The 22,738-nt window shown below is 56.1% G+C and carries 18 protein-coding genes; 5 read left to right on the top strand and 13 right to left on the bottom strand.

Annotated features, from left to right (window positions below; genetic code table 11):
- Positions 1 to 11 precede the first annotated feature (11 nt).
- Positions 12 to 416, top strand: coding sequence for a diacylglycerol kinase (locus NQ012_RS01850; RefSeq protein ID WP_257065790.1), 405 nt, complete (start codon positions 12 to 14; stop codon positions 414 to 416).
- Between the two features lie 280 nt (positions 417 to 696).
- A complete protein-coding gene (locus tag NQ012_RS01845; protein WP_257065789.1) occupies positions 697 to 1,167 on the top strand; it encodes a copper chaperone PCu(A)C in 471 nt (156 codons plus the stop codon).
- A 492-nt stretch (positions 1,168 to 1,659) separates the two neighbouring features.
- On the opposite strand, the gene NQ012_RS01840 is transcribed toward NQ012_RS01845, so the two are convergent.
- From NQ012_RS01840 to NQ012_RS01825, 4 genes are all read right to left on the bottom strand, one after another.
- Complete coding sequence (locus NQ012_RS01840; RefSeq protein WP_257065788.1) at positions 1,660 to 2,253, bottom strand: type IV secretion protein Rhs; 594 nt, start codon at positions 2,251 to 2,253, stop codon at positions 1,660 to 1,662.
- Positions 2,246 to 2,788, bottom strand: a complete 543-nt coding sequence (locus NQ012_RS01835) for a DUF2062 domain-containing protein (RefSeq protein WP_257065786.1) — start codon at positions 2,786 to 2,788, stop codon at positions 2,246 to 2,248. Before NQ012_RS01835 ends, NQ012_RS01840 begins: the two co-directional genes overlap by 8 nt.
- Before the next feature lie 205 nt (positions 2,789 to 2,993).
- The gene (locus tag NQ012_RS01830; protein WP_257065784.1) at positions 2,994 to 4,460 is read right to left on the bottom strand and encodes a S41 family peptidase; all 1,467 of its coding nucleotides are present in this window, start codon (positions 4,458 to 4,460) and stop codon (positions 2,994 to 2,996) included.
- A gap of 258 nt (positions 4,461 to 4,718) precedes the next feature.
- Positions 4,719 to 6,077 (bottom strand): murein hydrolase activator EnvC family protein, encoded by a 1,359-nt coding sequence (locus NQ012_RS01825; protein WP_257065783.1) that lies wholly within the window; start codon positions 6,075 to 6,077, stop codon positions 4,719 to 4,721.
- A 164-nt stretch (positions 6,078 to 6,241) separates the two neighbouring features.
- Between NQ012_RS01825 and NQ012_RS01820 the strand changes: the two genes are divergently transcribed.
- Positions 6,242 to 7,117: a DMT family transporter gene (locus NQ012_RS01820; protein WP_257065782.1), complete on the top strand. Its 876-nt coding sequence runs from the start codon at positions 6,242 to 6,244 to the stop codon at positions 7,115 to 7,117.
- Positions 7,118 to 7,534: 417 nt separating this feature from the next.
- Here NQ012_RS01820 and NQ012_RS01815 read toward each other — a convergent pair whose 3' ends face one another.
- From NQ012_RS01815 to purL, 5 genes are all read right to left on the bottom strand, one after another.
- Positions 7,535 to 7,993, bottom strand: coding sequence for a ProQ/FinO family protein (locus tag NQ012_RS01815; protein ID WP_257065781.1), 459 nt, complete (start codon positions 7,991 to 7,993; stop codon positions 7,535 to 7,537).
- A gap of 189 nt (positions 7,994 to 8,182) precedes the next feature.
- Positions 8,183 to 9,277: a chorismate synthase gene (gene aroC, locus NQ012_RS01810; protein WP_257065780.1), complete on the bottom strand. Its 1,095-nt coding sequence runs from the start codon at positions 9,275 to 9,277 to the stop codon at positions 8,183 to 8,185.
- A 209-nt stretch (positions 9,278 to 9,486) separates the two neighbouring features.
- Positions 9,487 to 10,386: a DMT family transporter gene (locus NQ012_RS01805; RefSeq protein WP_257065779.1), complete on the bottom strand. Its 900-nt coding sequence runs from the start codon at positions 10,384 to 10,386 to the stop codon at positions 9,487 to 9,489.
- Between the two features lie 261 nt (positions 10,387 to 10,647).
- Entirely contained in the window at positions 10,648 to 12,048 is a 1,401-nt protein-coding gene (locus tag NQ012_RS01800; protein ID WP_257065778.1) for a hypothetical protein, read from the bottom strand.
- 158 nt (positions 12,049 to 12,206) lie between these two features.
- The gene (purL, locus tag NQ012_RS01795) at positions 12,207 to 16,184 is read right to left on the bottom strand and encodes a phosphoribosylformylglycinamidine synthase (RefSeq protein ID WP_257065777.1); all 3,978 of its coding nucleotides are present in this window, start codon (positions 16,182 to 16,184) and stop codon (positions 12,207 to 12,209) included.
- A gap of 178 nt (positions 16,185 to 16,362) precedes the next feature.
- Here purL and NQ012_RS01790 point away from each other — a divergent pair, with 178 nt between their 5' ends.
- Entirely contained in the window at positions 16,363 to 16,701 is a 339-nt protein-coding gene (locus NQ012_RS01790; protein ID WP_085366541.1) for a P-II family nitrogen regulator, read from the top strand.
- A 114-nt stretch (positions 16,702 to 16,815) separates the two neighbouring features.
- On the opposite strand, the gene hemA is transcribed toward NQ012_RS01790, so the two are convergent.
- The 3 genes from hemA to NQ012_RS01775 form a co-directional block, all read right to left on the bottom strand.
- Positions 16,816 to 18,078, bottom strand: coding sequence for a glutamyl-tRNA reductase (gene hemA / locus NQ012_RS01785; protein ID WP_257065775.1), 1,263 nt, complete (start codon positions 18,076 to 18,078; stop codon positions 16,816 to 16,818).
- A gap of 180 nt (positions 18,079 to 18,258) precedes the next feature.
- The gene (locus NQ012_RS01780; RefSeq protein ID WP_257065773.1) at positions 18,259 to 18,474 is read right to left on the bottom strand and encodes a methionine-binding protein; all 216 of its coding nucleotides are present in this window, start codon (positions 18,472 to 18,474) and stop codon (positions 18,259 to 18,261) included.
- 11 nt (positions 18,475 to 18,485) lie between these two features.
- Positions 18,486 to 19,436: a class I SAM-dependent methyltransferase gene (locus NQ012_RS01775; protein ID WP_257065772.1), complete on the bottom strand. Its 951-nt coding sequence runs from the start codon at positions 19,434 to 19,436 to the stop codon at positions 18,486 to 18,488.
- Positions 19,437 to 19,603: 167 nt separating this feature from the next.
- On the opposite strand from NQ012_RS01775, the gene NQ012_RS01770 reads away from it, so the two are divergent.
- Positions 19,604 to 21,118, top strand: a complete 1,515-nt coding sequence (locus NQ012_RS01770) for a surface lipoprotein assembly modifier (RefSeq protein ID WP_257065771.1) — start codon at positions 19,604 to 19,606, stop codon at positions 21,116 to 21,118.
- 289 nt (positions 21,119 to 21,407) lie between these two features.
- Here NQ012_RS01770 and NQ012_RS01765 read toward each other — a convergent pair whose 3' ends face one another.
- Entirely contained in the window at positions 21,408 to 22,631 is a 1,224-nt protein-coding gene (locus NQ012_RS01765; protein ID WP_257065809.1) for a D-alanyl-D-alanine carboxypeptidase family protein, read from the bottom strand.
- Positions 22,632 to 22,738 lie beyond the last annotated feature (107 nt).

Here is a 22,738-nt window from a genome sequence, read left to right as displayed (position 1 = left end):
AGGATACCGCCATGACCGACCGAACCTATGCAGAAAAAATGAAAGGCAAGCGCGGCATCTCGCGCATCATCAACGCCGCGGGCTACTCGCGCGACGGCCTCAGCGCGGCCTACCGCCACGAAAGCGCGTTCCGCCAATTGGTTTGGCTTAATATCGTATTGGTTGCGCTGGCATTTATTCTCGACTTTGGCCCCGCCACCCGCATGATGCTGATATTTGCATCGTTTCTGTCGCTGATTGTCGAGCTGTTCAACACCGCCATCGAAGCTGCCGTCGACCACACCTCCACCGCACGGCACGAGCTGGCCAAACGCGCCAAAGACGCAGGCTCCGCCGCGCAGATGCTGGCGCTGCTGCTGCTGGCGCTGCTGTGGTTTATGTCGCTCTGGCGCGAATACGGCCTTAATCTTTTTTAAACCGATTTAGGGAGTGTCGTCGACCGCGTTGCGGCGGTATTTTTGGTTAAAATCCGCATCTGCGGCGTTAGGCAGCGTAGCGGACTTGCGAAGCTAAAATGCTCGCAAGATGTTCAATCTTGCTGTGCTTTTTGCCTGGCATCTGCGGATTTTTTCTCAAAAAACCGCTCAACAAGCCTTCTGACGACACTCCCTGACCTTAATCAAGTTTTCAGACGGCCTTTGAATGCATAATGCGGCAAAAGCTTTTTTGATTTTTAACGGCAATAAGGAGCAAACCATGAAAAAACTGTTAGGTGCGCTAATGCTGGCCGCTTTCTGCCAGAGCGTAGCGGCCGCCGGCATCACGGTAGAACAACCGTGGGCGCGTGCCACCGTAGAAGGCATGAGCATGGGCGGCGCATTTATGAACATCAAAAACGGCACTGCCCAAGACGATTTTTTAATCGGCGGCAGCAGCCCGGTGGCCGATAAAGTGGAAGTACACACTCATGTGAACGACAACGGCGTGATGCGTATGCGAGAAGTGGCAGGCGGCATACCGCTGAAAGCCGGTCAAACCACGGAGCTGAAGCCCGGCAGCTACCACATCATGTTTATGGGTTTGAAAAAACAGTTGAAACAAGGCGATAAAGTGCCGGTTACTTTGCAGTTCAAACACGCCAAGCCGCAAACCGTAACCGTTGACGTGAACACTGCGCCAAAAGCCGGCAGCAACGCCCATAACCACGGTGTGAAACACGCGCATTAGGCAGAGGTTTTTGCAGCTTCTTTGCTTGGAAGCTGAAACCGCATGCCGTCTGAAAATATTTTCAGACGGCCTGCGGTTTTTGTACAAAAGCCCATATAGTTAATCAGCCTGAGACCTTTGCAAAATTAAAAAAACATCACAAAAAATTTATTTCCCGTCATTCCCGCGTAGGCGGGAATCCAGATGGAAATATTAAAGTATCAATTAAACAAATACTTGAATATCGAACGCCTGGATTCCCGCCTGCGCGGGAATGACGGGGTTTAAGCATTTCAGACGGTCTTAAGGTATTTTTGTAAAGGTCTCGGTTGGTTAAAATACGCTAAGCCCCCCCTAACCTTTTCCCACGGGAGAGGGAATGAGCGGCTGATGAAATAACTTTTCAGACGGCAAAGCAGGTGCTTCGGCAAAACAATATCCGAAACACTCTGCCAAGACGGATATGACGAAACCTAAATGAACTCAGGATTAAAACGGATTTTCGCAAAAGCCTCAGCCTTTGCGCCAACGGTTTTTCAGCTCTGCCAGCACGTCTTTCAACCAGCCGAACCAGCTTAAACCGTTGCGGTATTTCGGCAGCAGCGTAATGTCGTGCGGGTTGGCGAGAAAGCCGCTTAAGGCGGCCTCGAAATGGGGCAGGTCGGCTTGGTATTGCGGCCATTTCAGAAAGCGGGCGGCGTAGTAGTGGGCAATCAGGTCGGCCTGCTGCTCCATATTCAGATCGGCGATGCTGCGTATGCACACGGGGGGCGGGTAGGCGTAGCAGCAGCGTTGGCGGTAGCCGCCTTTAACGGCCAGCATCAGGCCGCCGAGCCAGGTGCGGTAGCCGTGTTGGTATTGCCAAACGTGGGTCAGCTCGTGTATCAGCCACACGGCGTAATGCGTGCCCGTGCAGGTGAAATCGTCGGGGCAGTTGCGGCGGGGGAAATAAATGTGGCCGTTGGGGGCGACGGCTACGTTAAGGTTGGGCAGCAGCGGCATGCCGCGGTAGATTTTGACGCGGCCGTAGTCGATGCCGTCTGAAAAAACCAGTCGCGCCAGTTCGGTTTCCTGCGCGGTCAGCCGCCGCCAGCGCGTGTCAGCCACGGCCGGCTTTCCGTTTCTGCCACAGGTGGGCGGTGCGCAGCCGCCAGAAGGCGAGCACGGCAACGTAACCCGCTACGGCCAGCACCGAACCCAAAACGGGCACGCCCACCAGCAGCGGCTTGCCCGCACCCACCAGCCACGCCCACGATTCGGAAAGAAAATGCCCGCTGCCCCAAGCGGGAAACTCAAGGGTTGCGGCCGCTTCCACACCCAGCAGGCGGCTGCCGATTTTGTAGGCGGTGTAGTAGAGCGGCATATAGGTAACGGGATTGGTGTAGAGGGTGGTGAACACGGCCACGGGCAGGTTGGTGCGTAAAAAGTAGGCCACAATCAGCGCGGCCATCATTTGGGTAGGGCCGGGCATCAGGCCGCAAAACATGCCCACGGCCACGGATACGGCGGCCTGGCGGCGGTTGAGCGTCCAAAAATAGGGTTTGTCGAACAGCGGGGCAAAGGGTTTGCTCCAGCGGGAGGCGAAAATCTGTTCGCGTTTGGGCAGTTTGCTGCGCCAGGAGGTGCGTTTGGTGTCGGTCATGCAGGTAGAAGTTGGGGGTAATCCGTCGGTTTCAACGGATATATAGTCAGACAACTTAAGAAAAAGTATGACGGAGCCGGTTGTTTGGCTTTATCTGCGATATATCCGGAAAAAAGATAAAAGGCCGTCTGAAAACATCAACCGTTCCCGCGTTTCGGGGCTTCAATATGTTTTCAGACGGCCTTCGGGCATAGTCAGCCGGGGTTTATTCCGATTCGCCGTCGCCGTTTTTCTCTTTTTTCGGAGCAGGTTTTTTGGCGGCCAAGCCCAGTGATTTCTGCCATTGTGCGGGCTGTTTCACCAATTCGAGCGCTTTTCTCAACTGGTCGTCTTTGGCGGGGTTGGGAATGCGGCGCGAAGAGAGATCTTCGTCTTTCTCTTTTTTGCTCTTGGTTTTCGGCTCTTCTTTCACGGTTTCAGACGGCACATATTCGCTGCCGTTCACTTCTTCGCCGCCCAGCGGATTGCCGATGTGGCCGGCGAGGTCGGCTTCGCGGCTTTCAAACAGGCGGTCTTTGTCTTTCACTTCCACATCGGGCACGATGCCCTGCGCCTGAATCGAGCGGTCTTTCGGGGTGTAGTAGAGCGCGGTGGTCAGTTTGACGGCGCTGCCGTTGGAAAGCGGCAGCACGGTTTGCACCGAGCCTTTGCCGAAGCTCTGCGTGCCCACCACCACGGCGCGGCGGTGGTCTTGCAGCGCGCCCGCCACGATTTCGGAAGCGGAGGCGGAACCGGAGTTGATCAGCACGGTAACGGGGATGGTTTTCAGCTCGGCGGGCAAGCCGGCAAGCGGGTCTTTGCCGGAAGAGAGGATATAGTCTTCGGGCACGGCTTTCAGGCTCATGCCGCCTTTGCCGTCGCGGCCTTTGGTGCTCACCACGGTGGCGTTGGCGGGCAGGAAGGCGGCGGACACGCCCACCGCGCCGTTAAGCAGGCCGCCGGGGTCGTCGCGCAAATCAAGCACCAAGCCTTTGAGCGGGCCTTTGTTTTGTTTGACCAGCGCTTGCGCGGCTTCGTTGAGCGCGGGCACGGTGCGCTCCTGGAACTGGCTGATGCGGATATAGCCGTAGCTGGGTTCGAGCAGGTGGTGGCGCACGCTTTTCACTTTGATGATGGCGCGGGTGATTTTAACGGTGATGGGTTTGGAGGCGTCTTTGCGCGAGAGGGTGAGCACGATGTCGGTGCCGGGCTTGCCGCGCATTTTTTTCACGGCTTCGTTCACCGTCATGCCGCGGGTGGATACACCGTTGATTTTTACGATAAAGTCGCCGCTTTTCACGCCGGCGCGCTCGGCGGGTGTGTCTTCAATCGGGGCAATCACTTTCACAAAGCCGTCTTCCGCGCCCACTTCCATGCCCAAACCGCCGAATTCGCCGCTGGTGCTTTCTTTCAGGTCGGCATAGTCTTTTTTGGTCATGTATTCGGAATGGGGATCGAGGCCGGCCACCATGCCTTTCATGGCGCCTTCTATCAGGGCGTCGTCGGATTTGTCTTGGTAGTAATTGGCTTTAATCTGGCCGTACACTTCGGCCATGGTGCGGATAGACTGCACGGGCAGCGCTTCGTTTTTCTTTTCGCCGGCGGCATAGCTTTGCACGCTCAGGCTCAACGCTACGCCGCTGAATGCGCCCAGCGTGTAGAGGGCGATTTTCTTCAAAGTGGAATTAGACATTGCCAAACTTTCTCTTTCTTCTTGGGCCGCAGGCTTTCAGACGGCCTGCTCGGATAACGGTGGAACTTTATGTGATTTATCGTTTGCGGGCAACCGTATAGGGGTAAAAAAATGCTAAATAAGGCGGGTTTTGCAACGGTTGAGCGCCCGTTGCAAAACAGGCCGTCTGAAAAGCGGGCGGTGGCGGTGTTTTTCAGACGGCCTTAACCTTGCCTTGTGCCGTTTGCTTTCAACCGGCATCCGGAAGCACTTGTGCGGTTAGCGTATCCACGAAAGCGGGTTCATCGGCTGGCGGCGGTAGCGGATTTCGAGATAAAGCCCCTGTTCGCCCGTGGGCAGGCTGCCGCTGGTGCCGATGGTGCGGCCCGCAGCCACGCTGCTGCCCCCACTCACCGACACGCTGCTTAAGCCGGAATACACGCTCACATAGCCGTCGCCGTGGTCGAGCACCACCATATTGCCGTAGCCGCTCAAGGAGCCGGCATAGGCAACGGTGCCGGCAGCGATGCTTTGCACGGGGGCGCCGGCGGTTGAGAAAAACACGCCTTTCCAAGTGCCGCCGCTGGGGCGCGCCTGGCCGAAGCGGCCGCTGATAGTGCCGCCGACGGGGCGGATAAGGCGGCCCTGCATACGGCTGAAGCTATTTTTATATTCGGTGCTTTGGTCGGGAGCCTGCAAAGCGCGGTCTTCGGCGGTGAGGGTGGAGCGCGGGGTTTGCGGCTTGGGCGCGGGTGTTTTGGCGGTTTGCGTGGGTTTGCCGTCTTTTTGTTGTGCGGGTTTGGCTTTGCCTTTGGTTTTTTCTTTTTCGGCGCGCGCTTTTTCGGCGGCGGCCAGCCGCGCTTGGGCGGCTTTTTTGCGCGCTTCGGCTTCTTTGCGGCGGTTTTCGGCGTTGCGTTTGGCGATGTCGGCCAACAGCGCGTTGAGGCGCTGTTCGTTTTCACGCAGGTTGGCGATGCGTTGGGTTTGGCTGTCGATTTGGGCGGAAAGCTGGCGGCTTTCGGTTTGGGCGGCGGTGTTGGCGCGGCCGAGCTTGTTCATGGCCGCCTGCCGTTGCGCCTTGATTTTATTGAGGCGCGCCAGCTCGGCGTTGATGGCGGCTTCCTGTTTTTCCAAGTCGGCCTGCTGGCGCACCAGGTCGTTCATCACTTTTTGGTTGGCTTCGTTGATGTAGCGGCTGTATTGCAGATAGCGCGCTTTCTGCCCGGGTTCGGTGTTTTTCAGAAACAGCACCACTGCGTTGGGCTGGCGGTTTTTGTATTGGCCGGAAAGCAGGCGCGCCACTTGGGCTTTGGTGCCGGTTACTTCGGTTTTCAGACGGCCCAGTTCGTTTTGCAGCGTTTGCATTTTTGTCCAAGCATCGCGCTGCTGTTTGTTGACGGCGGCGAGTTCCTGCTGTGCTTTGGCCAGCGCGGTGCGGGTGCGCTCAAGCGTGGCGCGGGCGTTTTGCTGTGCGGCCTGTTTGCGTTTGAGATCGGCCTGGGCGGCGCTGATGGCCTGGCGGATTTCCCGCAAATCGCTGCCGGCTTCGGCGGCATTGGCAGGCGCGGGTTCGGGTGCGGCAAAGGCGGTGGCGGAGCAGCAGAGCAGGGCGGTGAGCAGCAGCGGTTTGAACGGCATGGCGGTTAGGGCGTTAGATTTATGAAAAGGCGATTATAACGGATAGGCAGGCTGTCTGAAAATCTGCGGGGCGGTGCGGGAAAAGACAAGTGCGGGGCGGGCGGTTATAATCCGCCCCGTTTCCATCTGTTTGCGGAGCCGTTTCAGACGGCCTTTATTTGTTTATGCTTTATCTGATTGCCAGTATTCTTTGCAGCGTGGCCGTGTCGGTGCTGCTCAAACTCGCCCGTTCCCGCAAAATCGACATCGAACAGGCGGTGGCGGTGAACTATATCGTCGCCGTTGTTTTGTGCATGCTGGTGTTGAAGCCGGATTTGGGGGCGTGGAAGTCTTATCTGCCCACTTGGTGGCTGTTTGCCGCGCTCGGCGTGCTGCTGCCCGCCGTGTTCGTGATTATGGGCAGGGCGGTGGAGCGGGCGGGGATTGTGAAATCCGACGCGGCGCAGCGCCTGTCGCTGTTTCTGCCGGTGTTGGCTTCGTTTGCGCTGTTCGGCGAGCAGCTCTCGCAGGGGCGTTTAATCGGGCTGGCGCTGGCGTTTACGGCGTTGTTCTGCCTGTTGTGGAAATCGGAGGGCGGCAAAAAGTCGGGCGGTTTCGCCGCCAATGCGGGCCTGCTGCTCGGTGTGTGGGCGGGCTACGGCGTGATTGATATTCTGTTCAAACAGGTGGCCAAAAGCGGCACGGCGTTTGCGGGCAACCTGCTGGTGGCGTTTTGTTTGGCGGCGGTGCTGATGTTCGGCTATCTGTTTTCAAAATCGGTTAAATGGACGGCGGCGGGCATACTCGGCGGGTTGGTGCTGGGCTGCCTGAATTTCGCCAATATTTTCACTTATGTGCGTGCCCACCAAATCATGAGCAGCAACCCTACGCTGGTGTTTGCGGGCATGAACATCGGCGTGATTGTGCTCGGCACGCTGGTGGGGGCGCTGGCGTTTAAGGAAAAAATCAGCGCCGTGAATGCGGCGGGGATTGTGGTGGCGGTGTGCGCCATCGGCTGTTTGTTTTATTGGAACACGCTGGCGGGCTGGCTGGGGTTGTAAGGGTTGCACTGATGCCGTTTTCTCGAATACCCGGGGTTGTCCGGGTATTTTGTTTGAGGCGGCTGCAAAATTTTTTAGGCCGTCTGAAAACTTTTCAGACGGCCTGTTTGCTGTTTTAAAAACAAATACAGCCAATCGGCTTAAGAAAAAAGTACACGCGTCATACCGGGGTTTGTTGACACAACGCAACGGTGGTGTTTTTGGTCGAAATACCCCGTCTGCGGCGTTAGGTAGCGTAGCGGACCTGCGAAGCTAAAATGCCCGCAATATGCCCAGCCTTGCTGCGCTTTTTGCCTCAAAAAACCGCTTCGCCGGTTAATTGTCAACAGACTCTGGTTTCAAAGCAAAATAAAGATACTCGGGTCAAGCCCGAGTATGACGGATAGAGCGGTTGATGGAACCGGTTTGATAAGGTGTTCAGCCGTTGTTTTCCGCAGCAGGGGCTTCTTCGGCGGGTTGCGGTGCGGCTTCGGCAGTTTCGGCTGCTTTCTGCGCTTCAGCGGCGGCTTTGCGCTCGGCCTGGGCGGCGAGAGCCTGCTGCACGGCGGGGTGTTGTTGGGCGATGGCCTGCTCTTCGGGGCTGACTTCGCCTTTGAAGCGGTTGTTCAAATCGAAGCGTTTGCCGCCGCGGGCGAGTGCTTTAAGGTAGCGCGGGCGGCGGCAGTGGTTGGCCAGCACGCGTGCAATCAGGGCGGGGTCGAACTGGGGCAGCTCGGTCACCAAATCTTGGTCGATGCCGACGGCCAGCGGTTTGAAGCGTTTGAACACATCGTATTTATTGTAGATGTGGTCGGCAATCATGTCGGTTTGTTTCTTTTTGCTCATGGTTTGCACGGCGGATTTCAGCGCTGCACCCAAAGCGGTTTCCTTCGTCATGTCTGTGTTCCTAAAAAACTTATGGTCTGAGTGGAGATAAAGTTCGCGGCATTTTAGTATAAAGCCGCTGTTTTGGCTAAGGCTTTGTGGTTATATAAAGGCAAAGGTTTCAGGCCGTCTGAAAAAACGTTGCCGGATTGCGGCGGTTTGCGTTTTTCAGACGGCCTTGTTTTGCAGCAAACGCCGTGTTCAGCGGCGTGCGATATCGGGTGTGTTCACGCGTACGTCGGCGTTCTGTGCCCGCTGGCGCAGGGCGTGGTCCATCAGCACCAGCGCGAGCATGGCTTCGGCGATGGGGGCGGCGCGCAGGCCCACGCAGGGATCGTGGCGGCCGTGGGTGGCGATTTCGACGCTGTTGCCGTCGATGTCGATGCTTTCGCGCGCGGTGGCGATGCTGCTGGTGGGTTTGATGGCGAAGTTCGCGGTGATGGTTTGGCCGGTGGAAATGCCGCCCAACACCCCGCCGGCGTGGTTGGATTTGAAGCCTTGCGGGGTAAGCTCGTCGCCGTGGTAGCTGCCGCGCTGCGCCACCACATCGAAGCCGTCGCCGATTTCCACGCCTTTGACGGCGTTGATGCTCATCAGGGCATGGGCGATGTCGGCATCGAGGCGGTCGAACACCGGTTCGCCTAGGCCCACAGGCACGTTGCGCGCTTCGATGTGCAGTTTGGCGCCCACCGAATCGAGCGATTTGCGCACGCTGTCCATATAGTTTTCGAGTTGGTTGATTTGCGATTGGTTAGCGGCGAAAAAGGGGTTGTGCGCGACAAACTGTTCGCCTTCGAATACGATTGCCACTTCGCCAACTTGCGTTACCCAACACACGATTTCGGTGCCGAATTTTTCTTTCAGCCATTTTTTTGCAATGGCGCCGGCGGCTACGCGGGCGGCGGTTTCTCGGGCGGAAGAGCGGCCGCCGCCGCGGTAGTCGCGCGTGCCGTATTTGTGCCAGTAGGTGTAGTCGGCGTGGCCGGGGCGGAACTGGCGGGCGATGTTGCCGTAGTCTTTGCTGCGCTGGTCGGTGTTGCGGATTAACAGGGCGATGGGGGTGCCGGTGGTTTTGCCTTCGAACACGCCCGATAAGATTTCCACTTCGTCGGCTTCACGCCGTTGGGTAACGTGGCGGCTGGTGCCGGGCTTGCGGCGGTCGAGATCGGTTTGGATGTCTTGTTCGGTTAGAGCCAGCCCGGGCGGGCAGCCGTCGATGATGCAGCCCAATGCGGGGCCGTGGCTTTCGCCGAAGGTGGTTACGGTAAAGAGTTGTCCGAAAGTGTTGCCTGCCATGGTGTTTTGCTTCTGGAAAAGATTGGGGAACGGGCGGCCAGTTTAGCATAAAGGCCGTTTGAAAGGCTCGGGGAATTTTATAGTGGCTTAAATTCAACACGTACAGCGTTGCCTCGCCTTAGCTCAAAGAGAACGATTTTGTAAGCCGCTGAAGCGGCAACAGAATCGGTTCCGTACTATCTGTACTGTCTGCGGCTCGGCGCCTTGTCCTATGTCGAATTTAAGCCACTATATTTATTTTTGAAACGGACGGCGTTGAGAACGGCGGTGCCGAGAATCAGCGTGATGCCGAGATATTGCCAGCCGTTTAACTGTTCGTTTAAAAACAGCGCGGCCAGCACCACGGCGGTGAGCGGTTCGAACACGGTAAATATCGAAGCTTTGGCGGCGGGCATTTTTTGCAGCCCTTTCACAAACAGGCCGTAGGCGGCGATGGTGCCGACGCAGGCCAATGCCAGCGCCGAAATCCAGGCAACGGCGTTTTGCTGCGGCAGTTTGGCGAAAGCCGAATGGGTGTGGGGCATCAGTAGCAGCACCAGCGCGGAAAAGGTGATTGAGGTGAAAAACACCAGCATCGGCGGATTGCCCTGCATGGCGCGTTTGCCGAGCACGCCGTAGAGCGCGTAGCAGATGCCCGAACCCAGGCCGAACAGAATGCCGGCGGGGTTGGCCGTGCCGCCGCCCGCCATCGTCAGTCCCACGCCGGCGGCGGCAATCACGGTTAACAGGGCGGATTTGGGCGTGATGCTTTCACCCAGCAGAATGCGGGCGAAAATCAGGCTCCACACCGGCGCGGTGTAGAGCAGGGCAACGGCCAGCGACGAGCCGATGTGGGCGATGGCGGCGAAATAACACAGGCTCATGCCCAGCATACCGAGCAGGGATTGCAGCGCCAGCCCCGGCAGTTTGCGGATATGAAGTTGTTTTAAATCGCGCCAAAACAGCGGCAGCACGGCCGACAGGATGCAGGCGGCGATCACGATGCGCAGTGCCGCCACTTCGTTGCCGCCGAAGCCTGCGCGGTTGAGCGTTGCGCCCAACAGGCCGAGCGAACCCCAGCAGAATGCGCCGGCGATGATTTGTAGGGTGCCTGTGGTTTGCGGGAGCATGGTGTTTGGAACGTTAATAGGGAAATATTTTATTGTTTCAACTTAGGGAGTGTAGTCAGAAAGCCTTGCGGCGGTATTTTTGGTTAAAATCCGCATCTGCGGCGTTAAAAATGCTCGCAAGATGTCCAATCTTGCTGTGCTTTTTGCCTTGCATCTGCGGATTTTTCCTCAAAAAACCGCTTCACAAGCCTTCTGACTACACTCCCTAAGATAAAACAGTAAACCGGGTTTTAAACAAATATTATATGTTTGAGGATGTTGCTAATTTTGGCAAGTTGTTGGTTCTGTTTCAATATCTTGGGCATTAACCCAGCCGGCTGTGTTTCTTTCAAAACATTTTCCTTTCATGTTTTGGTTTGGGCAGACTTTGCCCGAATATGAAATATGAAGCCATTTTCCGTTATCGTATTTGCTGATGCCATCGTTGTTTTTTACTTCGGAAACACGGGCGCATTTCTGTATGAATCCGACAAGGTTGCCGCGTTTGCTTGATGCTTGTTTATATAGCGCTGTATTTTTAGCAATCACCAACTGGTTAGCTTGATTGCCGGTGTGCTGATTGTTTTCAGACGGCCATAGGGTATAAATTATTCCGGAGATTATAGGGATGAACACGACCACAATGGCAATAATCCACTTTTTTAATGTTGCATTAAGCTTTTCTAATTCTGCATTATGCTTTTCTAAGCTTGAACAGCGTTCCTCAAGCTCTTCTAAATTGTCAGATAATTTTGATAATTTTGATTGTTTGTGCTCAAGCAGGTTGTGTAATCGCTCGTTTTCCCCAAATGTGTTTTTCATGCGTTCCTGCTCACGCTTTTTGTCGGTTATTGCACCGATTTCATGTTCGCAGACGATATATTTTCGGTTGATTAATTCGAAAAAACATCTAGCCGTAGCTTGGATGTCGTAAAACGAATTGTGCCAGTTTGAAAAATTTCCAAACAAATATTCGTGAAGTTGCCTCAAGTTGGGATATTGAAACTTATGTTGCTCATATTCACTCGGGATTTCACATAGGCTTGTTGTGTTTTCCATCAGACAGAATTGTCTGTATTCTGAAAAATCTATTTGGTCTTGCCCCGCCAATAACAGCTCTTTATTGATTGAATCGAGATCATGTGAAATATTAAATGCAATCAGGCATATTTTATCAGCAGGGTAACGTGCTAAATCTTGTTGGAAAAGGTTGATAGCTTCAAGAATCGGCTTGCCTTGTTTGACGGCATCTTGATAGGAAAAACCACGCCTTGCCTTATTAGAATCAGAAATCCGGTAGCCGTTAGGTTGGATAATGTGGTTTTGAATATATTCAAGATTGCCGTCATGGCGGTAAACTGCCCACGAAAGTTGGCCGATTCGGAATTCGTTCCGATCTTCTTCAGCGTTTGGCTTGGCCTTATCTCTTATTTCAGGAAAGCCTTCACTATCGAACACAATATATTTATAGGGAGGCTCTATTTCTCCATGTTTACGCTCGACTTCTCTGCGCTCGTCTCCTCCGCAGCATTTTGGGCAGATTGGCGAGACATGAAATGTTTCAGTGTATTGAAAAGAATGCGAACATTTCGGGTTGACGCATTGGCAGACTGTTTTACGGCTCTCCCAAATGATATGGCCGAGTTTGTTGTATCGGGTTAAATAAGGCTGGTTATGGTTCATATTTTTAATATGGTAATTTGGTATTGTTTGATGACATAAAGATTGGTGTTTGGTTCCTTAAAGATGAGGGTGTGTAAGAAGGGGAAGTTTATGTTTAGTGGGAATAAACAAAGGCCGTCTGAAAGTTTCAGACGGCCTTTATGGTCAAACCGGCATTGTCAGCCCAAAGCTTTGCGCGCGCCGGCAAACAGGCGGTACCAGCCGGAAAGTTCGCTGTTTTTCCATTCTTCGGGGTGCCAGCTCATTTGTGCGGTGCGGTACACGCGCTCGGGGTGCGGCATCATGATGGTGACGCGGCCGTCGGCGTTGGTAACGCCGGCAATGCCTTGCGGCGAGCCGTTGGGGTTGAGCGGGTAGGTTTGGGTGACTGCGCCCAAGCCGTCGATATATTGCAGAGCGATGTTGAGGCCGTCTGAAACATTGCGGCTGCCCAAGTGGGTAAAGTCGGCGCGGCCTTCGCCGTGGCTGACAATCACAGGCAGGCTCGAACCCTGCATTTCGGCCAGAATCAGCGAGGGTGATTTGGGCACTTGCACCATGCTCAAGCGCGCTTCGAACTGCTCGCTCGCATTGCGCTTGAACTTCGGCCAGCCTTGCGTGCCGGGGATAATTTCGGCCAGATTGCTCACCATCTGGCAGCCGTTGCACACGCCCAAAGTGAGGGTGTCGGGGTCGGCGAAGAAGGCGGCGAACTGGTCGCGCAGTTCGGGGTGGAACAGAATCGATTTCGCCCAGCCTTCGCCCGCGCCCAGCACGTCACCGTAGCTGAAACCGCCGCAGGCAGCGAGCATGTTAAAGTCGGCCAGTTTGACGCGGCCGGCCATCAGGTCGGACATATGCACGTCGTACGCATCGAATCCGGCGCGGGTGAAGGCGGCGGCCATTTCCACCTGCCCGTTCACGCCTTGCTCGCGCAATACGGCGATTTTGGGTTGGGCGCCTGTGTTGATAAACGGCGCGGCGATGTCTTCTTTCAGGTCGAATTTCAGGTCGGCAAACAGTGCGCTGCGTTGGTTGTCGGCAAGCAGGGCGAATTCGCTGTCGGCACATTCGGGGTTGTCGCGCAGGCGTTGGATTTGGTGGCTGGTGGTTTGCCAAGCGCGTTGCATATCCAGTAGTTCTTCATCGAATAAAACATCGAATAAAATGGAAATTTTAAAGCGCGTTGGATTAGCAGCCGGGTAGGCAACGCGCCATATTCTGTCTTCGAAGCCACTTTCTTCCAGTAGGTTTTCGATTTCGAGCAAATCGTCTTTATGAATTTGGATTACAGCACCCAATTCTTCGTTGAACAGCGTGCGGAGAATAGTGTTGTGGTATTCAGGCAAGGTCTTGATATCGATCCACTCCAACTGTTCTGCCAAACGGGGATATAGTTCAGCAAAATTTTGCAGAATATGTGTATCGTTCCATAAATCAATATCCAGCCCCATTCTGCCTGCAAACGCCATTTCCGCCAGCGTAGCAAACAAGCCGCCGTCGCTTCTATCGTGATAGGCCAGCAGTTTGTCTTCGGCCACCAGTTGCTGAATCACTTCGTAAAACGCTTTCAGACGGCCTGTATCAATATCCGGCGCTTCGCCGCTTAAATCGTTATACACCTGGCTCAACGCCGAGCCGCCCATGCGGGCGCGGCCAAAGCCCAAATCAACAAACAGCAGCACGCTGTCGGCCACGTTTTTCAATTCGGGGGTAACGGTTTTGCGCACGTCCTGCACCGGTGCGAAGCCGGTGATAATCAGGCTTAGCGGCGAAACCACGGCTTTTTGTTCGCCGTTTTCCTGCCACACGGTTTTCATGGAAAGCGAATCTTTGCCCACCGGAATGCTGATGCCCAATTCTTGGCAGGCTTGCGACACGGCTTCGACGGTGCGGTAGAGTTTTTCGTCTTCGCCCGCATTGCCGCAGGCGGCCATCCAGTTGGCCGAGAGTTTGATGTTGCCGATGCTGCCGATGTTGACGGCGGCCAAGTTGGTGAGGGTTTCGCCGATGGCCATGCGGCCGGAGGCGGGGGCGTCGAACAGCGCCACGGCGGGTTTTTCGCCCATCGCCATTGCTTCGCCCTTGTGGGTGTTGAAGCCCATCATGGTAACGGCGGCATCGGCTACGGGGGTTTGGTAACGGCCGACCATTTGGTCGCGGTGGGTCATGCCGCCGACGCTGCGGTCGCCGATGGTGATCAAAAAGTTTTTGGCGGCCACGGTGGGCAGGCTCAATACGCGGTAGGCGGCTTCTTTAAGGTCGATATGGCTACCTGAAAACGCTTTTTCAGACGGCCTTACGGTGTTATCGCTGCGGGTGGTTTTCGGCGGTTTGCCGAGCAATACGTTGAGCGGCAGGTCAACCGGATTGTTGTTGTAGAGATCGTCGCGCACTTGCAGGTGGCCGTCGTCGGTGGCGGTACCGACCACGGCAAACGGGCAGCGTTCGCGCTCGCAGATTCGGCGGAACAAATCCAAATGTTCGGGCAGAATCGAGAGCACATAACGCTCCTGCGCTTCGTTACACCAAATCTGCATCGGGCTTAAGCCGTGTTCTTCCAGCGGCACGTCGCGCAGTTTGAACACCGCGCCGCGGCCGGCATCGTTCACCAGCTCGGGGAAGGCGTTCGACAGGCCGCCCGCGCCCACGTCGTGAATGGCGATAATCGGGTTGCCGCCGCCAAGCTGCCAGCAGCGGTCGATCACTTCCTGCGCGCGCCGCTCGATTTCGGGGTTGCCGCGCTGCACGGAATTGAAGTCCAGATCGGCGGCATTGCTGCCGGTGTCCATCGAAGAAGCCGCGCCGCCGCCCAAGCCGATCAACATGCCCGGGCCGCCGAGCTGGATTAAGAGCGCGCCTTCGGGAATGCGGTCTTTATGGGTTTGCTGCGCCTGAATATTGCCCAGGCCGCCGGCAATCATAATCGGCTTGTGGTAGCCGCGCACCGTGCCTTCGTGCGCCTGCTCGAAAGTGCGGAAATAGCCCAGCAGGTTGGGGCGGCCGAATTCGTTGTTGAACGCCGCGCCGCCGATGGGGCCTTCGATCATGATGTCGAGCGCGGACGCAGTGTGGCCGGGTTTGCCGTAGGGTTGCTCCCACGGCTGGGGTAAATCGGGCAGGTTGAGGTTGGACACCGAAAAGCCGGTCAAACCCGCTTTCGGGCGCGCGCCTTTGCCGGTGGCGCCTTCGTCGCGTATTTCGCCGCCCGCGCCGGTGGCCGCGCCCGCAAACGGAGCGATGGCGGTGGGGTGGTTGTGGGTTTCCACTTTCATGATAATGTGGGTGTCTTCTTCATGAAAACGGTAGCCCTGGTTTTCGGCGGCATCGGGATAAAAACGCCCGATTTTCGCGCCTTCGATGATGGAGGCGTTGTCTTTGTAAGCCACCACCGTGCCTTCGGGGTGGGCGTTGTGGGTGTCGCGGATCATGCCGAACAGCGATTTCGGCTGTTTTTCGCCGTTTAAGATAAAGTCGGCATTGAAGATTTTGTGGCGGCAATGCTCGCTGTTGGCCTGCGCGAACATCATCAGCTCCACGTCGCTGGGGTTGCGCTGCAAAGCCTGATAGTTTTCCAAAAGATAGTCGATTTCGTCGGGCGAGAGCGCCAGGCCCAGCTCGCGGTTGGCGCGGATAAGGGCTTCTTTGCCTTCGGCCAGCACATCCACACCGGCGAAGGTTTGTGCTTCGGGGTGGGCGAAGAGGCGGGCGGCCGTCTGAAAATCGGGCAGCACGCTTTCGGTCATGCGGTCGTGCAGCAGCGCGGCCCACTGCTGTTTTTGTTCGCTGTTCAGGCTGCCTTCGAGCCAAACGGCCATGCCGCGTTCGATGCGCTCGATTTCAGACAGGCCGCAGTTGTGCGCGATGTCGGTAGCTTTGGACGCCCACGGCGAAATGGTGCCGATGCGCGGAGTGATCAAAAACAAATGCAGGCCGTTTGCAGCTTCGGGTGTGTTCCCGACACGTTCGGCTGCCAAAAGGGCCTGCAATTTTTCTGTGGATTCATCGTTCAGGGCGGATTCGCTGCTCACAAAATACCAGAATTCGCTGCTCAAACGCACTTCGGGCAGGCCGGCGGCGCGGGCTTTTTGCAAAAGTTTTTCAACACGGAAATCAGACAGGGCGGGTGCGCCGCGCAGGGGCAAAACAACGGACATGACGTGGCTCTCGGATGGCGGTTGGAAAAGCCGTAATTGTACGCGAAAGCGGGGTGGGCTGCTCGGGTATTTTGGTTTCAGACGGCCTCTTGAAAAGCTGCACGGGCCGATTGAAGAATATCGGTCTTTATGCTAAAACAGGCCGTCTGAAAGCCATTTGGAAACAAGCGAGCAAACCATGAAAAAAATCGAAGCCATTATCAAGCCGTTCAAACTCGACGATGTGCGCGAAGCCCTCACCGAAATCGGCATCACCGGCATGACCGTTACCGAAGTGAAAGGTTTCGGCCGCCAGAAAGGCCACACCGAAATCTACCGCGGCGCCGAATATGCGGTGGACTTTCTGCCCAAAGTGAAGCTGGAGCTGGTGCTGGCTGACGCCGATGTGGAGCGTGCGGTCGAAACCATCGTAGAAACCGCGCGCTCGGGCAAAATCGGCGACGGCAAGATTTTCGTGCTGCCGGTGGAAGAGGCCGTGAGAATCCGCACGGGCGAGCGTTCCGACGCGGCGGTTTGATTGAATTGATTGAAAGTTTCAGGCCGTCTGAAAAGCTTAATGCTTTCAGACGGCCTTATTATATGGTGGGTTGAATTACTTCGATATAAGGCAGCAAGTCTGAGATAACAGCGGTTACAAACCGTTGTTCGGGTGTTCCAAATCGTAAATCTGTGCCACGGCATCGACCAGATTCTGATTTTGCGAGCCGGCTTTGTTTAAGGTGCGGGTGGGCGAGTGCAGCAGTTTGTTGGTGAGCTGCACCGACAAACGCTCCAACACTTCTTCGGGCGCAGTGCCTTTGGCGAGTTGTTTCATAGCATTTTCAAGCACTTGTCGGCGTGCACGTTCGCCTTCGTCGCGCAGGGCGCGGATCAATGGCACGCTTTGGCGGCTGCGCTGCCATTCGACGAATTCGGCCACTTTCTGCTCGACCATCATTTCGGCTTCGGCGGCGGCTTTTTGGCGCGCCTGCTGGCCGGTTTGGACGATATTGGCGATGTCGTCAACCGTGTAGAGATAAATATCGTTTAAATCTTCCACCTCGGCTTCGATGTCGCGCGGCACGGCCAAGTCGAGCATAAACACGGGCATATGGTGGCGCTGTTTGAGCGCGCGCTCCACCATGCCTTTGCCGACAATAGGCAACTGGCTGGCGGTGGAAGACACCACAACATCGTATTCGTGCAGGATTTCGGGCAGTTCGGAGAGCAGGCGCGGCTCGGCGTTCACGCCCAGTTTTTCGCACAATTCCTGCGCGCGGGGCAGCGTGCGGTTGGCCACGGTGATCAGGCGCGGGGTTTTGGCGGCGAAATAGGTGGCCACCAGCTCGATCATTTCGCCGGCACCGATAAACAACACGTTCAAATCGCCCACCGACGGGAAAATCTGTTCGGCCATCTTAACCGATGCTGCGGCCATAGAAACCGAGTTTTCGCCCACCGCCGTGCCGGTGCGCACTTCTTTGGCAACGGCAAAGGTTTTCTGAAACAGGGCGTTGAGCCAGGTATCCACCGTTTGCTGCTCTTGCGCCACCCGCACGGCATCTTTGATTTGGCCGAGAATCTGCGGCTCGCCCAGCACCATGGAATCCAAGCCGCAGGCCACGCGGAAGGCGTGGCGTATGGTATCGCTGCAACCGAGGGTGTAGAGATAGGGGCGGATTTCTTCGATGTCGAGCCGGTGGTAGTCGGCCAACCAGCGGACGATGTGTTCGGCATCGCCCACGCAGTAAAGCTCGGTGCGGTTGCAGGTGGAAAGAATCACCGCCTCTTTCACGGCGGCGTCGGCGGCCAGCGCGCGCAGGGCATCGGGCAGGCCGGCGGCGGTAAAGGCCAGCTTTTCGCGTATGCTCAGGGGGGCGGTTTGGTGGTTGAGGCCGACGGCGGTGAGTTGCATTGTGATCGGTGAAGATAAGGGAGTGGCAGCGCGCTATTATAGCCGAAGTTGCGATTGAAAAAAATGTTGGGGCGATAGCGGAACTTGATGGCTGCGGGCGCTTGGAAGGCCGTCTGAAAGGCTGCGGCGGGGTGTAAGCGGAAAATTTTTCAGACGGCCTGCCCGTAACTTCCACCGGCTTCAATAGCGTCGGTAGCGCGGATAGGCGGGCATCACCGGTTGGGCTTCCTGATAAATCACTGTGCTGCCGGGCGGGGCGTTGATGGTGATGTTTTTGTTGACGGTGGTTTGGCTGTGCAGCGGCAAATCCACCGCCGCCGCGCGCCCGTATGGGGTTTCGGCGTAGAAGCAGCCGCACAGGGGCAGCGTGAGCAGGAAAAGGGCGGTTGTTTTCATAAAATATTCTTTCAGACGGCCTGATGGCGGATTTCCCAGCATTGGTGGATTTTTTTGTTGCGGAAGTCTTCGGGAACGGATTGTTTGGAAATATCTTTCACGCGGTAGCGTTCCGTTATGTCGCCGCTCAGCTCGAAACTGCGCAGGTTGTTTGAAAAATACATCAGGCCGTCTGAAGCGAGCAGCCGCATGGCGCCGTCTATCAGTTTGGGGTGGTCGCGCTGGATGTCGAGAATATCGAGCATTTTTTTGCTGTTGGAAAAACTGGGCGGATCCATCACGATCAAGTCGAATGTTTTGCCTTCCGCCTGAGCGGCTTGCAGGTATTGGAACACATCGGCGCGCACGATGCGGTGCTGTTCGGTGTTGATGCCGTTAAGCTCGAAATTGCGTTTCGCCCAATCGAGATAGGTGTTCGACAAGTCCACGGTTTCGCTGCTTGCCGCACCGCCGGTGGCGGCGTAAACGCTGAAGCTGCCGGTGTAGGCAAACAGGTTGAGAAAGCGCTTGCCTCCGGCGGTTTCGCCCACTTTTTTGCGGGTGTTGCGGTGGTCGAGAAACAGGCCGGTGTCGAGATATTTGTCGAGGTTCACCCAAAACCGCCGCCTGTTTTCGCTGATGATGAAATCGCCGCCTTCTCTGCCGGTTTTTTCGTATTGCTGCAAGCCTTTCTGGCGCTCGCGGCGTTTGAAATGGATTTGTACGGGTGTAAAGCCGGTTACGAAGGCAACGGCTTCGAGTACTTCGGCGAGCCATGCTTCGTATGCTTCCGGCTGCATCAGCCAGCCGGTGTCGTATTCCTGCAAATGGATTTGGTCGCCGTAAACATCGATGGCAAACGGAAATTGCGGAATATCGCGGTCATACATACGCCACGCTTCGATGCCGTTGCGCCGCGCCCATTTCAGGTAGTGTTTGATGTTTTTGCCCAAACGGTTGGCAAAAGAGGTGATGTCGGTCATAAATTCAAGTGCTTTCAGACGGCCTTGCGGCGGCAAACGGGCGTATTTTACCGTAAAGCGGGCGTGCGGACCGTGTGAAAATCGTGTGCGGCTTTGCTGGCTTTTAAAACGCTTTGTGTTAAAATTTATTCTTATTCTGTAAACAAACTTTAATAACGATAAGTTTAATGAAAAACGTCTTATTTTTTCTGGCCTTAACCGGTGCGCTTGCACACGCGCGTGCCGATACGCCGCCCGAACCTGCCGCTGCGCCGCCGCTGCCCCAACCCAAGCCCGAACTGGAATTGAACATCCATTCCGCCGAACCGCCCGAACGCACGGCAGCGCAAACCGCGCCCGAAGCGGAAAACAGCCGGAGCAGAGTGTTGGAAGTGGACGAAACGCTGCTGCTGGCCGACACGGAATTATTGTCGCGGGCGATGTATTCCGCCGTGGTTACGATGAACGTGGCGGGCATCAAGGTGCTGCTGCCGATTTATGAAAAATGGCCGCAACACGATAAAGAGCTGGCCATGTTCGGCCGCGCGCTGGTGCTGCAACATGGGGGGCGGGCGGCCGAAGCGGTGAAACTCTACCGCATTTTGATTGCGGCGCAGCCCGATTCGCCCGTTATCCGCCTCCAGCTTGCGCAGGCATTGTTTGAAGACCAGCAAAACGAAGCCGCCGCCGACCAGTTCGACCGCCTGAAAACCGAACGGCTGCCCGAAGCGGTGGTGCAGCGTATCGAAGCCTACCGCGAAGCCTTGCGCCAACGCGACTCGTGGCAGCTTTATGCCGGCGTGAATCTCACCCGCGAGCAAAACATCAATCAGGCGCCGAAGCAGCAGCGCTTGGGCGAGCAGCTCGAAGGCGCGGAATGCGAGCGATACCGCCAAAGAATCAACGAGCCGGACAACGACTGCTTTGTGGGCTGGCGTTTCAACCCGCCCATCGATGCCACCGGCCTTACCTATCAGGCGGGGGCGGAGAAGAAACAGTCGCTGAAAAACGGCTTTTACGCCAAGGCGGGTGCAGATGTGTGGGGCAAGGTTTACCGCTCTTATTCGCGATACAACGATGCCTCAGCGCGGCTGTCGGCAGGTTTGGGCCGTGCCGGCCAGCGCAACGACACGGGTGCAACCGTGTTTCACGAACGCCGCTTCTACGGTAACGACGCTTATAGCTACACCAACGGTGTGCGCCTTTATTGGAACCGCTGGTGGCTGCCCAAGCTGCAAAGTTTCGCCGCGTTGGAAACAGGCCGTCTGAACAACCAGCAGCGGCCGCGCGCCGATATTCAGCACCGTTTGGCCAGCGCTTCATTGGTGTTCCACCGCAACGCGCGGCAATATTGGCTGGTAGGGCAGGATTTTTACCAAGAACGCAACCGCGACGACCGTTCCGACAATTTCAACCGTTTCGGCCTGCGCGCCGCATGGGGGCAGGAATGGAAAGGCGGCCTCTCAAGCCGCGTGCAGGTGGGTGCGGCCAAACGCATTTATTACACGCCCAGCCTGTTCAGCAATGATAAAAACCGCCGCGATAAAGAATGGAACGCTTCGGTGAGCCTGTGGCACCGCGCCGTCCACTTCGGCGGCATTACACCGCGCCTCACGTTCAGCCACAACGGCACGTCGAGCAACGATGTGTTTTACGAGCACAGTAAAAACCGCCTGTTTATCGAAATGGGCAAAACGTTTTAACGGGATGTTTTGTTTGAACCGTGCCGTCTGAAAAATACTTTCAGACGGCTTTAAGGTATTTTTGCCAAGGTTTCAATATTTGTTTCCCCGTCATACTCGGGCTTGATCCGAGTATCTGTTATTTCTTTTGAAACAAAAAGATGCTCGGGTCAAGCCCGAGCATGACGCAGAGGTTTGCAGATGTTTCAAGATGCCGGCACAGGCTTTGCAAAAATTATCAGGCCGTCTGAAAAAACACTTTCAGACGGCCTGGCCGCATATCTACGCAAGAATATTATTTTAAGAACGCTTATTCTTCGGAAAACAGGCTCTTGAACCACAGCACGATGCTGTCGTAAGCGCGGCCGAACCAGCCCGCTTCGTCAACCGCATTGAGCGCCACCACGTTTTTTTCGGCCAAAACGGTATTGCCGTTCATGATTCTGAGCTTGCCCAGCACCTGGCCTTTCTGAATCGGCGCGAGCACGGGCTGCACGGTTTCGAGCACGGGTTTGATGTTTTGGCCTTCGCCGTGCGGAATGGTAACGTAGGCGGCATCCAAAAAGCCCACGCCCACGGCGTTGGCGCTGCCTTTGTAAACCTTAACCTGAGAAATGGTTTGGTTGGCATCGTAGAGTTTGGGCGTGTCGTAGGATTGCAAAGCCCAGTTGAGCAGTTTGCTGCTTTCCGAAGCGCGCGCTTCGGTGCTCTCGGTGCCCACCACCACCGAAATCACGCGGCGGCCGTTGCGTTTGCTGGAGGCCACCAGGTTATAGCCCGCGCTGCTGGTGTGGCCGGTTTTGAGGCCGTCAACACTGGAATCGCGGTAGAGCAGCAGGTTGCGGTTGGGCTGTTCGATATTATTGTATTTAAACGATTTCATGGCGTAAATCGGATAATACTTGGGAAAGTCGCGGATAATCGCGCCGGCCAGAATGGCCAAATCGTTTACGGTGGTTAAGTGGCCTTCGCCGGGCAGGCCGGTGCTGTTGGTGTAGCGGGTGTGGGTCATACCCAAGCGTTTGGCTTCGGCGTCCATCATGGCGGCAAAGCCTTCTTCGCTGCCGCCGATGGCTTCGGCCAGCGTGATGGCGGCATCGTTGCCCGACTGCACAATCAGGCCCTTAATCAAATCACTGACGCTGGCGGGTTTCTGCGGGTCGAGAAACATGCGCGAACCTTCGGCGCGCCAGCCTTTGGGCGACACGGTGAGCATTTGGTCGGGTTTGAGGGTGCCGTTGTCGAGCGCTTTGAAGGTTAAGTAGGCGGTCATCAGTTTGGTGAGCGAAGCGGGTTCGACTTGGGCGTTGATGTTTTTGCCCGCGAGCACTTGACCGCTTTGCAGGTCTTTAACCAGATAGGCGGTGGCGGCGATTTCGGGCGCGGCCACGGCGGAGGCGGCAGGCAGGGCACCAGCGGCGGGCGCAGCGGTTGTTTGTGCGGCGGATGCTTCGGCCGAAGCGGTCTGCGGAGCGGCGGCGGCCTGGCCGGAAATCAGGGCGGCGGCCAGCAGGCCGAGTAAGGTTTTCTTCATCATTTAGAATGGTTTCTTTAAAATCAAAACGGAAGCGCGGTGTGAAAAACGAAGCCGTCTGCCAGTTTCAGACGGCCCTGTCGCATTAATTTTGCACCGGACTGTAC

It is taken from the genome of Neisseria dentiae (assembly GCF_024580525.1).
GTDB lineage: Bacteria > Pseudomonadota > Gammaproteobacteria > Burkholderiales > Neisseriaceae > Neisseria > Neisseria dentiae_A.
This window is presented reverse-complemented; position numbering and strand designations above follow the sequence as displayed.

What these genes read in the sequence shown, in the direction of transcription:
- aroC (WP_257065780.1), bottom strand. Translation starts at nt 9,277, where the DNA reads ATGGCAGGCAACACTTTCGGACAACTCTTTACCGTAACCACCTTCGGC.
- NQ012_RS01775 (WP_257065772.1), bottom strand. Translation starts at nt 19,436, where the DNA reads ATGACCGACATCACCTCTTTTGCCAACCGTTTGGGCAAAAACATCAAA.
- NQ012_RS01790 (WP_085366541.1), top strand. Translation starts at nt 16,363, where the DNA reads ATGAAAAAAATCGAAGCCATTATCAAGCCGTTCAAACTCGACGATGTG.
- purL (WP_257065777.1), bottom strand. Translation starts at nt 16,184, where the DNA reads ATGTCCGTTGTTTTGCCCCTGCGCGGCGCACCCGCCCTGTCTGATTTC.
- NQ012_RS01815 (WP_257065781.1), bottom strand. Translation starts at nt 7,993, where the DNA reads ATGACGAAGGAAACCGCTTTGGGTGCAGCGCTGAAATCCGCCGTGCAA.
- NQ012_RS01830 (WP_257065784.1), bottom strand. Translation starts at nt 4,460, where the DNA reads ATGTCTAATTCCACTTTGAAGAAAATCGCCCTCTACACGCTGGGCGCA.
- NQ012_RS01820 (WP_257065782.1), top strand. Translation starts at nt 6,242, where the DNA reads ATGCTTTATCTGATTGCCAGTATTCTTTGCAGCGTGGCCGTGTCGGTG.
- NQ012_RS01765 (WP_257065809.1), bottom strand. Translation starts at nt 22,631, where the DNA reads ATGAAGAAAACCTTACTCGGCCTGCTGGCCGCCGCCCTGATTTCCGGC.
- NQ012_RS01770 (WP_257065771.1), top strand. Translation starts at nt 19,604, where the DNA reads ATGAAAAACGTCTTATTTTTTCTGGCCTTAACCGGTGCGCTTGCACAC.
- NQ012_RS01825 (WP_257065783.1), bottom strand. Translation starts at nt 6,077, where the DNA reads ATGCCGTTCAAACCGCTGCTGCTCACCGCCCTGCTCTGCTGCTCCGCC.
- NQ012_RS01850 (WP_257065790.1), top strand. Translation starts at nt 12, where the DNA reads ATGACCGACCGAACCTATGCAGAAAAAATGAAAGGCAAGCGCGGCATC.
- hemA (WP_257065775.1), bottom strand. Translation starts at nt 18,078, where the DNA reads ATGCAACTCACCGCCGTCGGCCTCAACCACCAAACCGCCCCCCTGAGC.
- NQ012_RS01835 (WP_257065786.1), bottom strand. Translation starts at nt 2,788, where the DNA reads ATGACCGACACCAAACGCACCTCCTGGCGCAGCAAACTGCCCAAACGC.
- NQ012_RS01845 (WP_257065789.1), top strand. Translation starts at nt 697, where the DNA reads ATGAAAAAACTGTTAGGTGCGCTAATGCTGGCCGCTTTCTGCCAGAGC.
- NQ012_RS01800 (WP_257065778.1), bottom strand. Translation starts at nt 12,048, where the DNA reads ATGAACCATAACCAGCCTTATTTAACCCGATACAACAAACTCGGCCAT.
- NQ012_RS01805 (WP_257065779.1), bottom strand. Translation starts at nt 10,386, where the DNA reads ATGCTCCCGCAAACCACAGGCACCCTACAAATCATCGCCGGCGCATTC.
- NQ012_RS01780 (WP_257065773.1), bottom strand. Translation starts at nt 18,474, where the DNA reads ATGAAAACAACCGCCCTTTTCCTGCTCACGCTGCCCCTGTGCGGCTGC.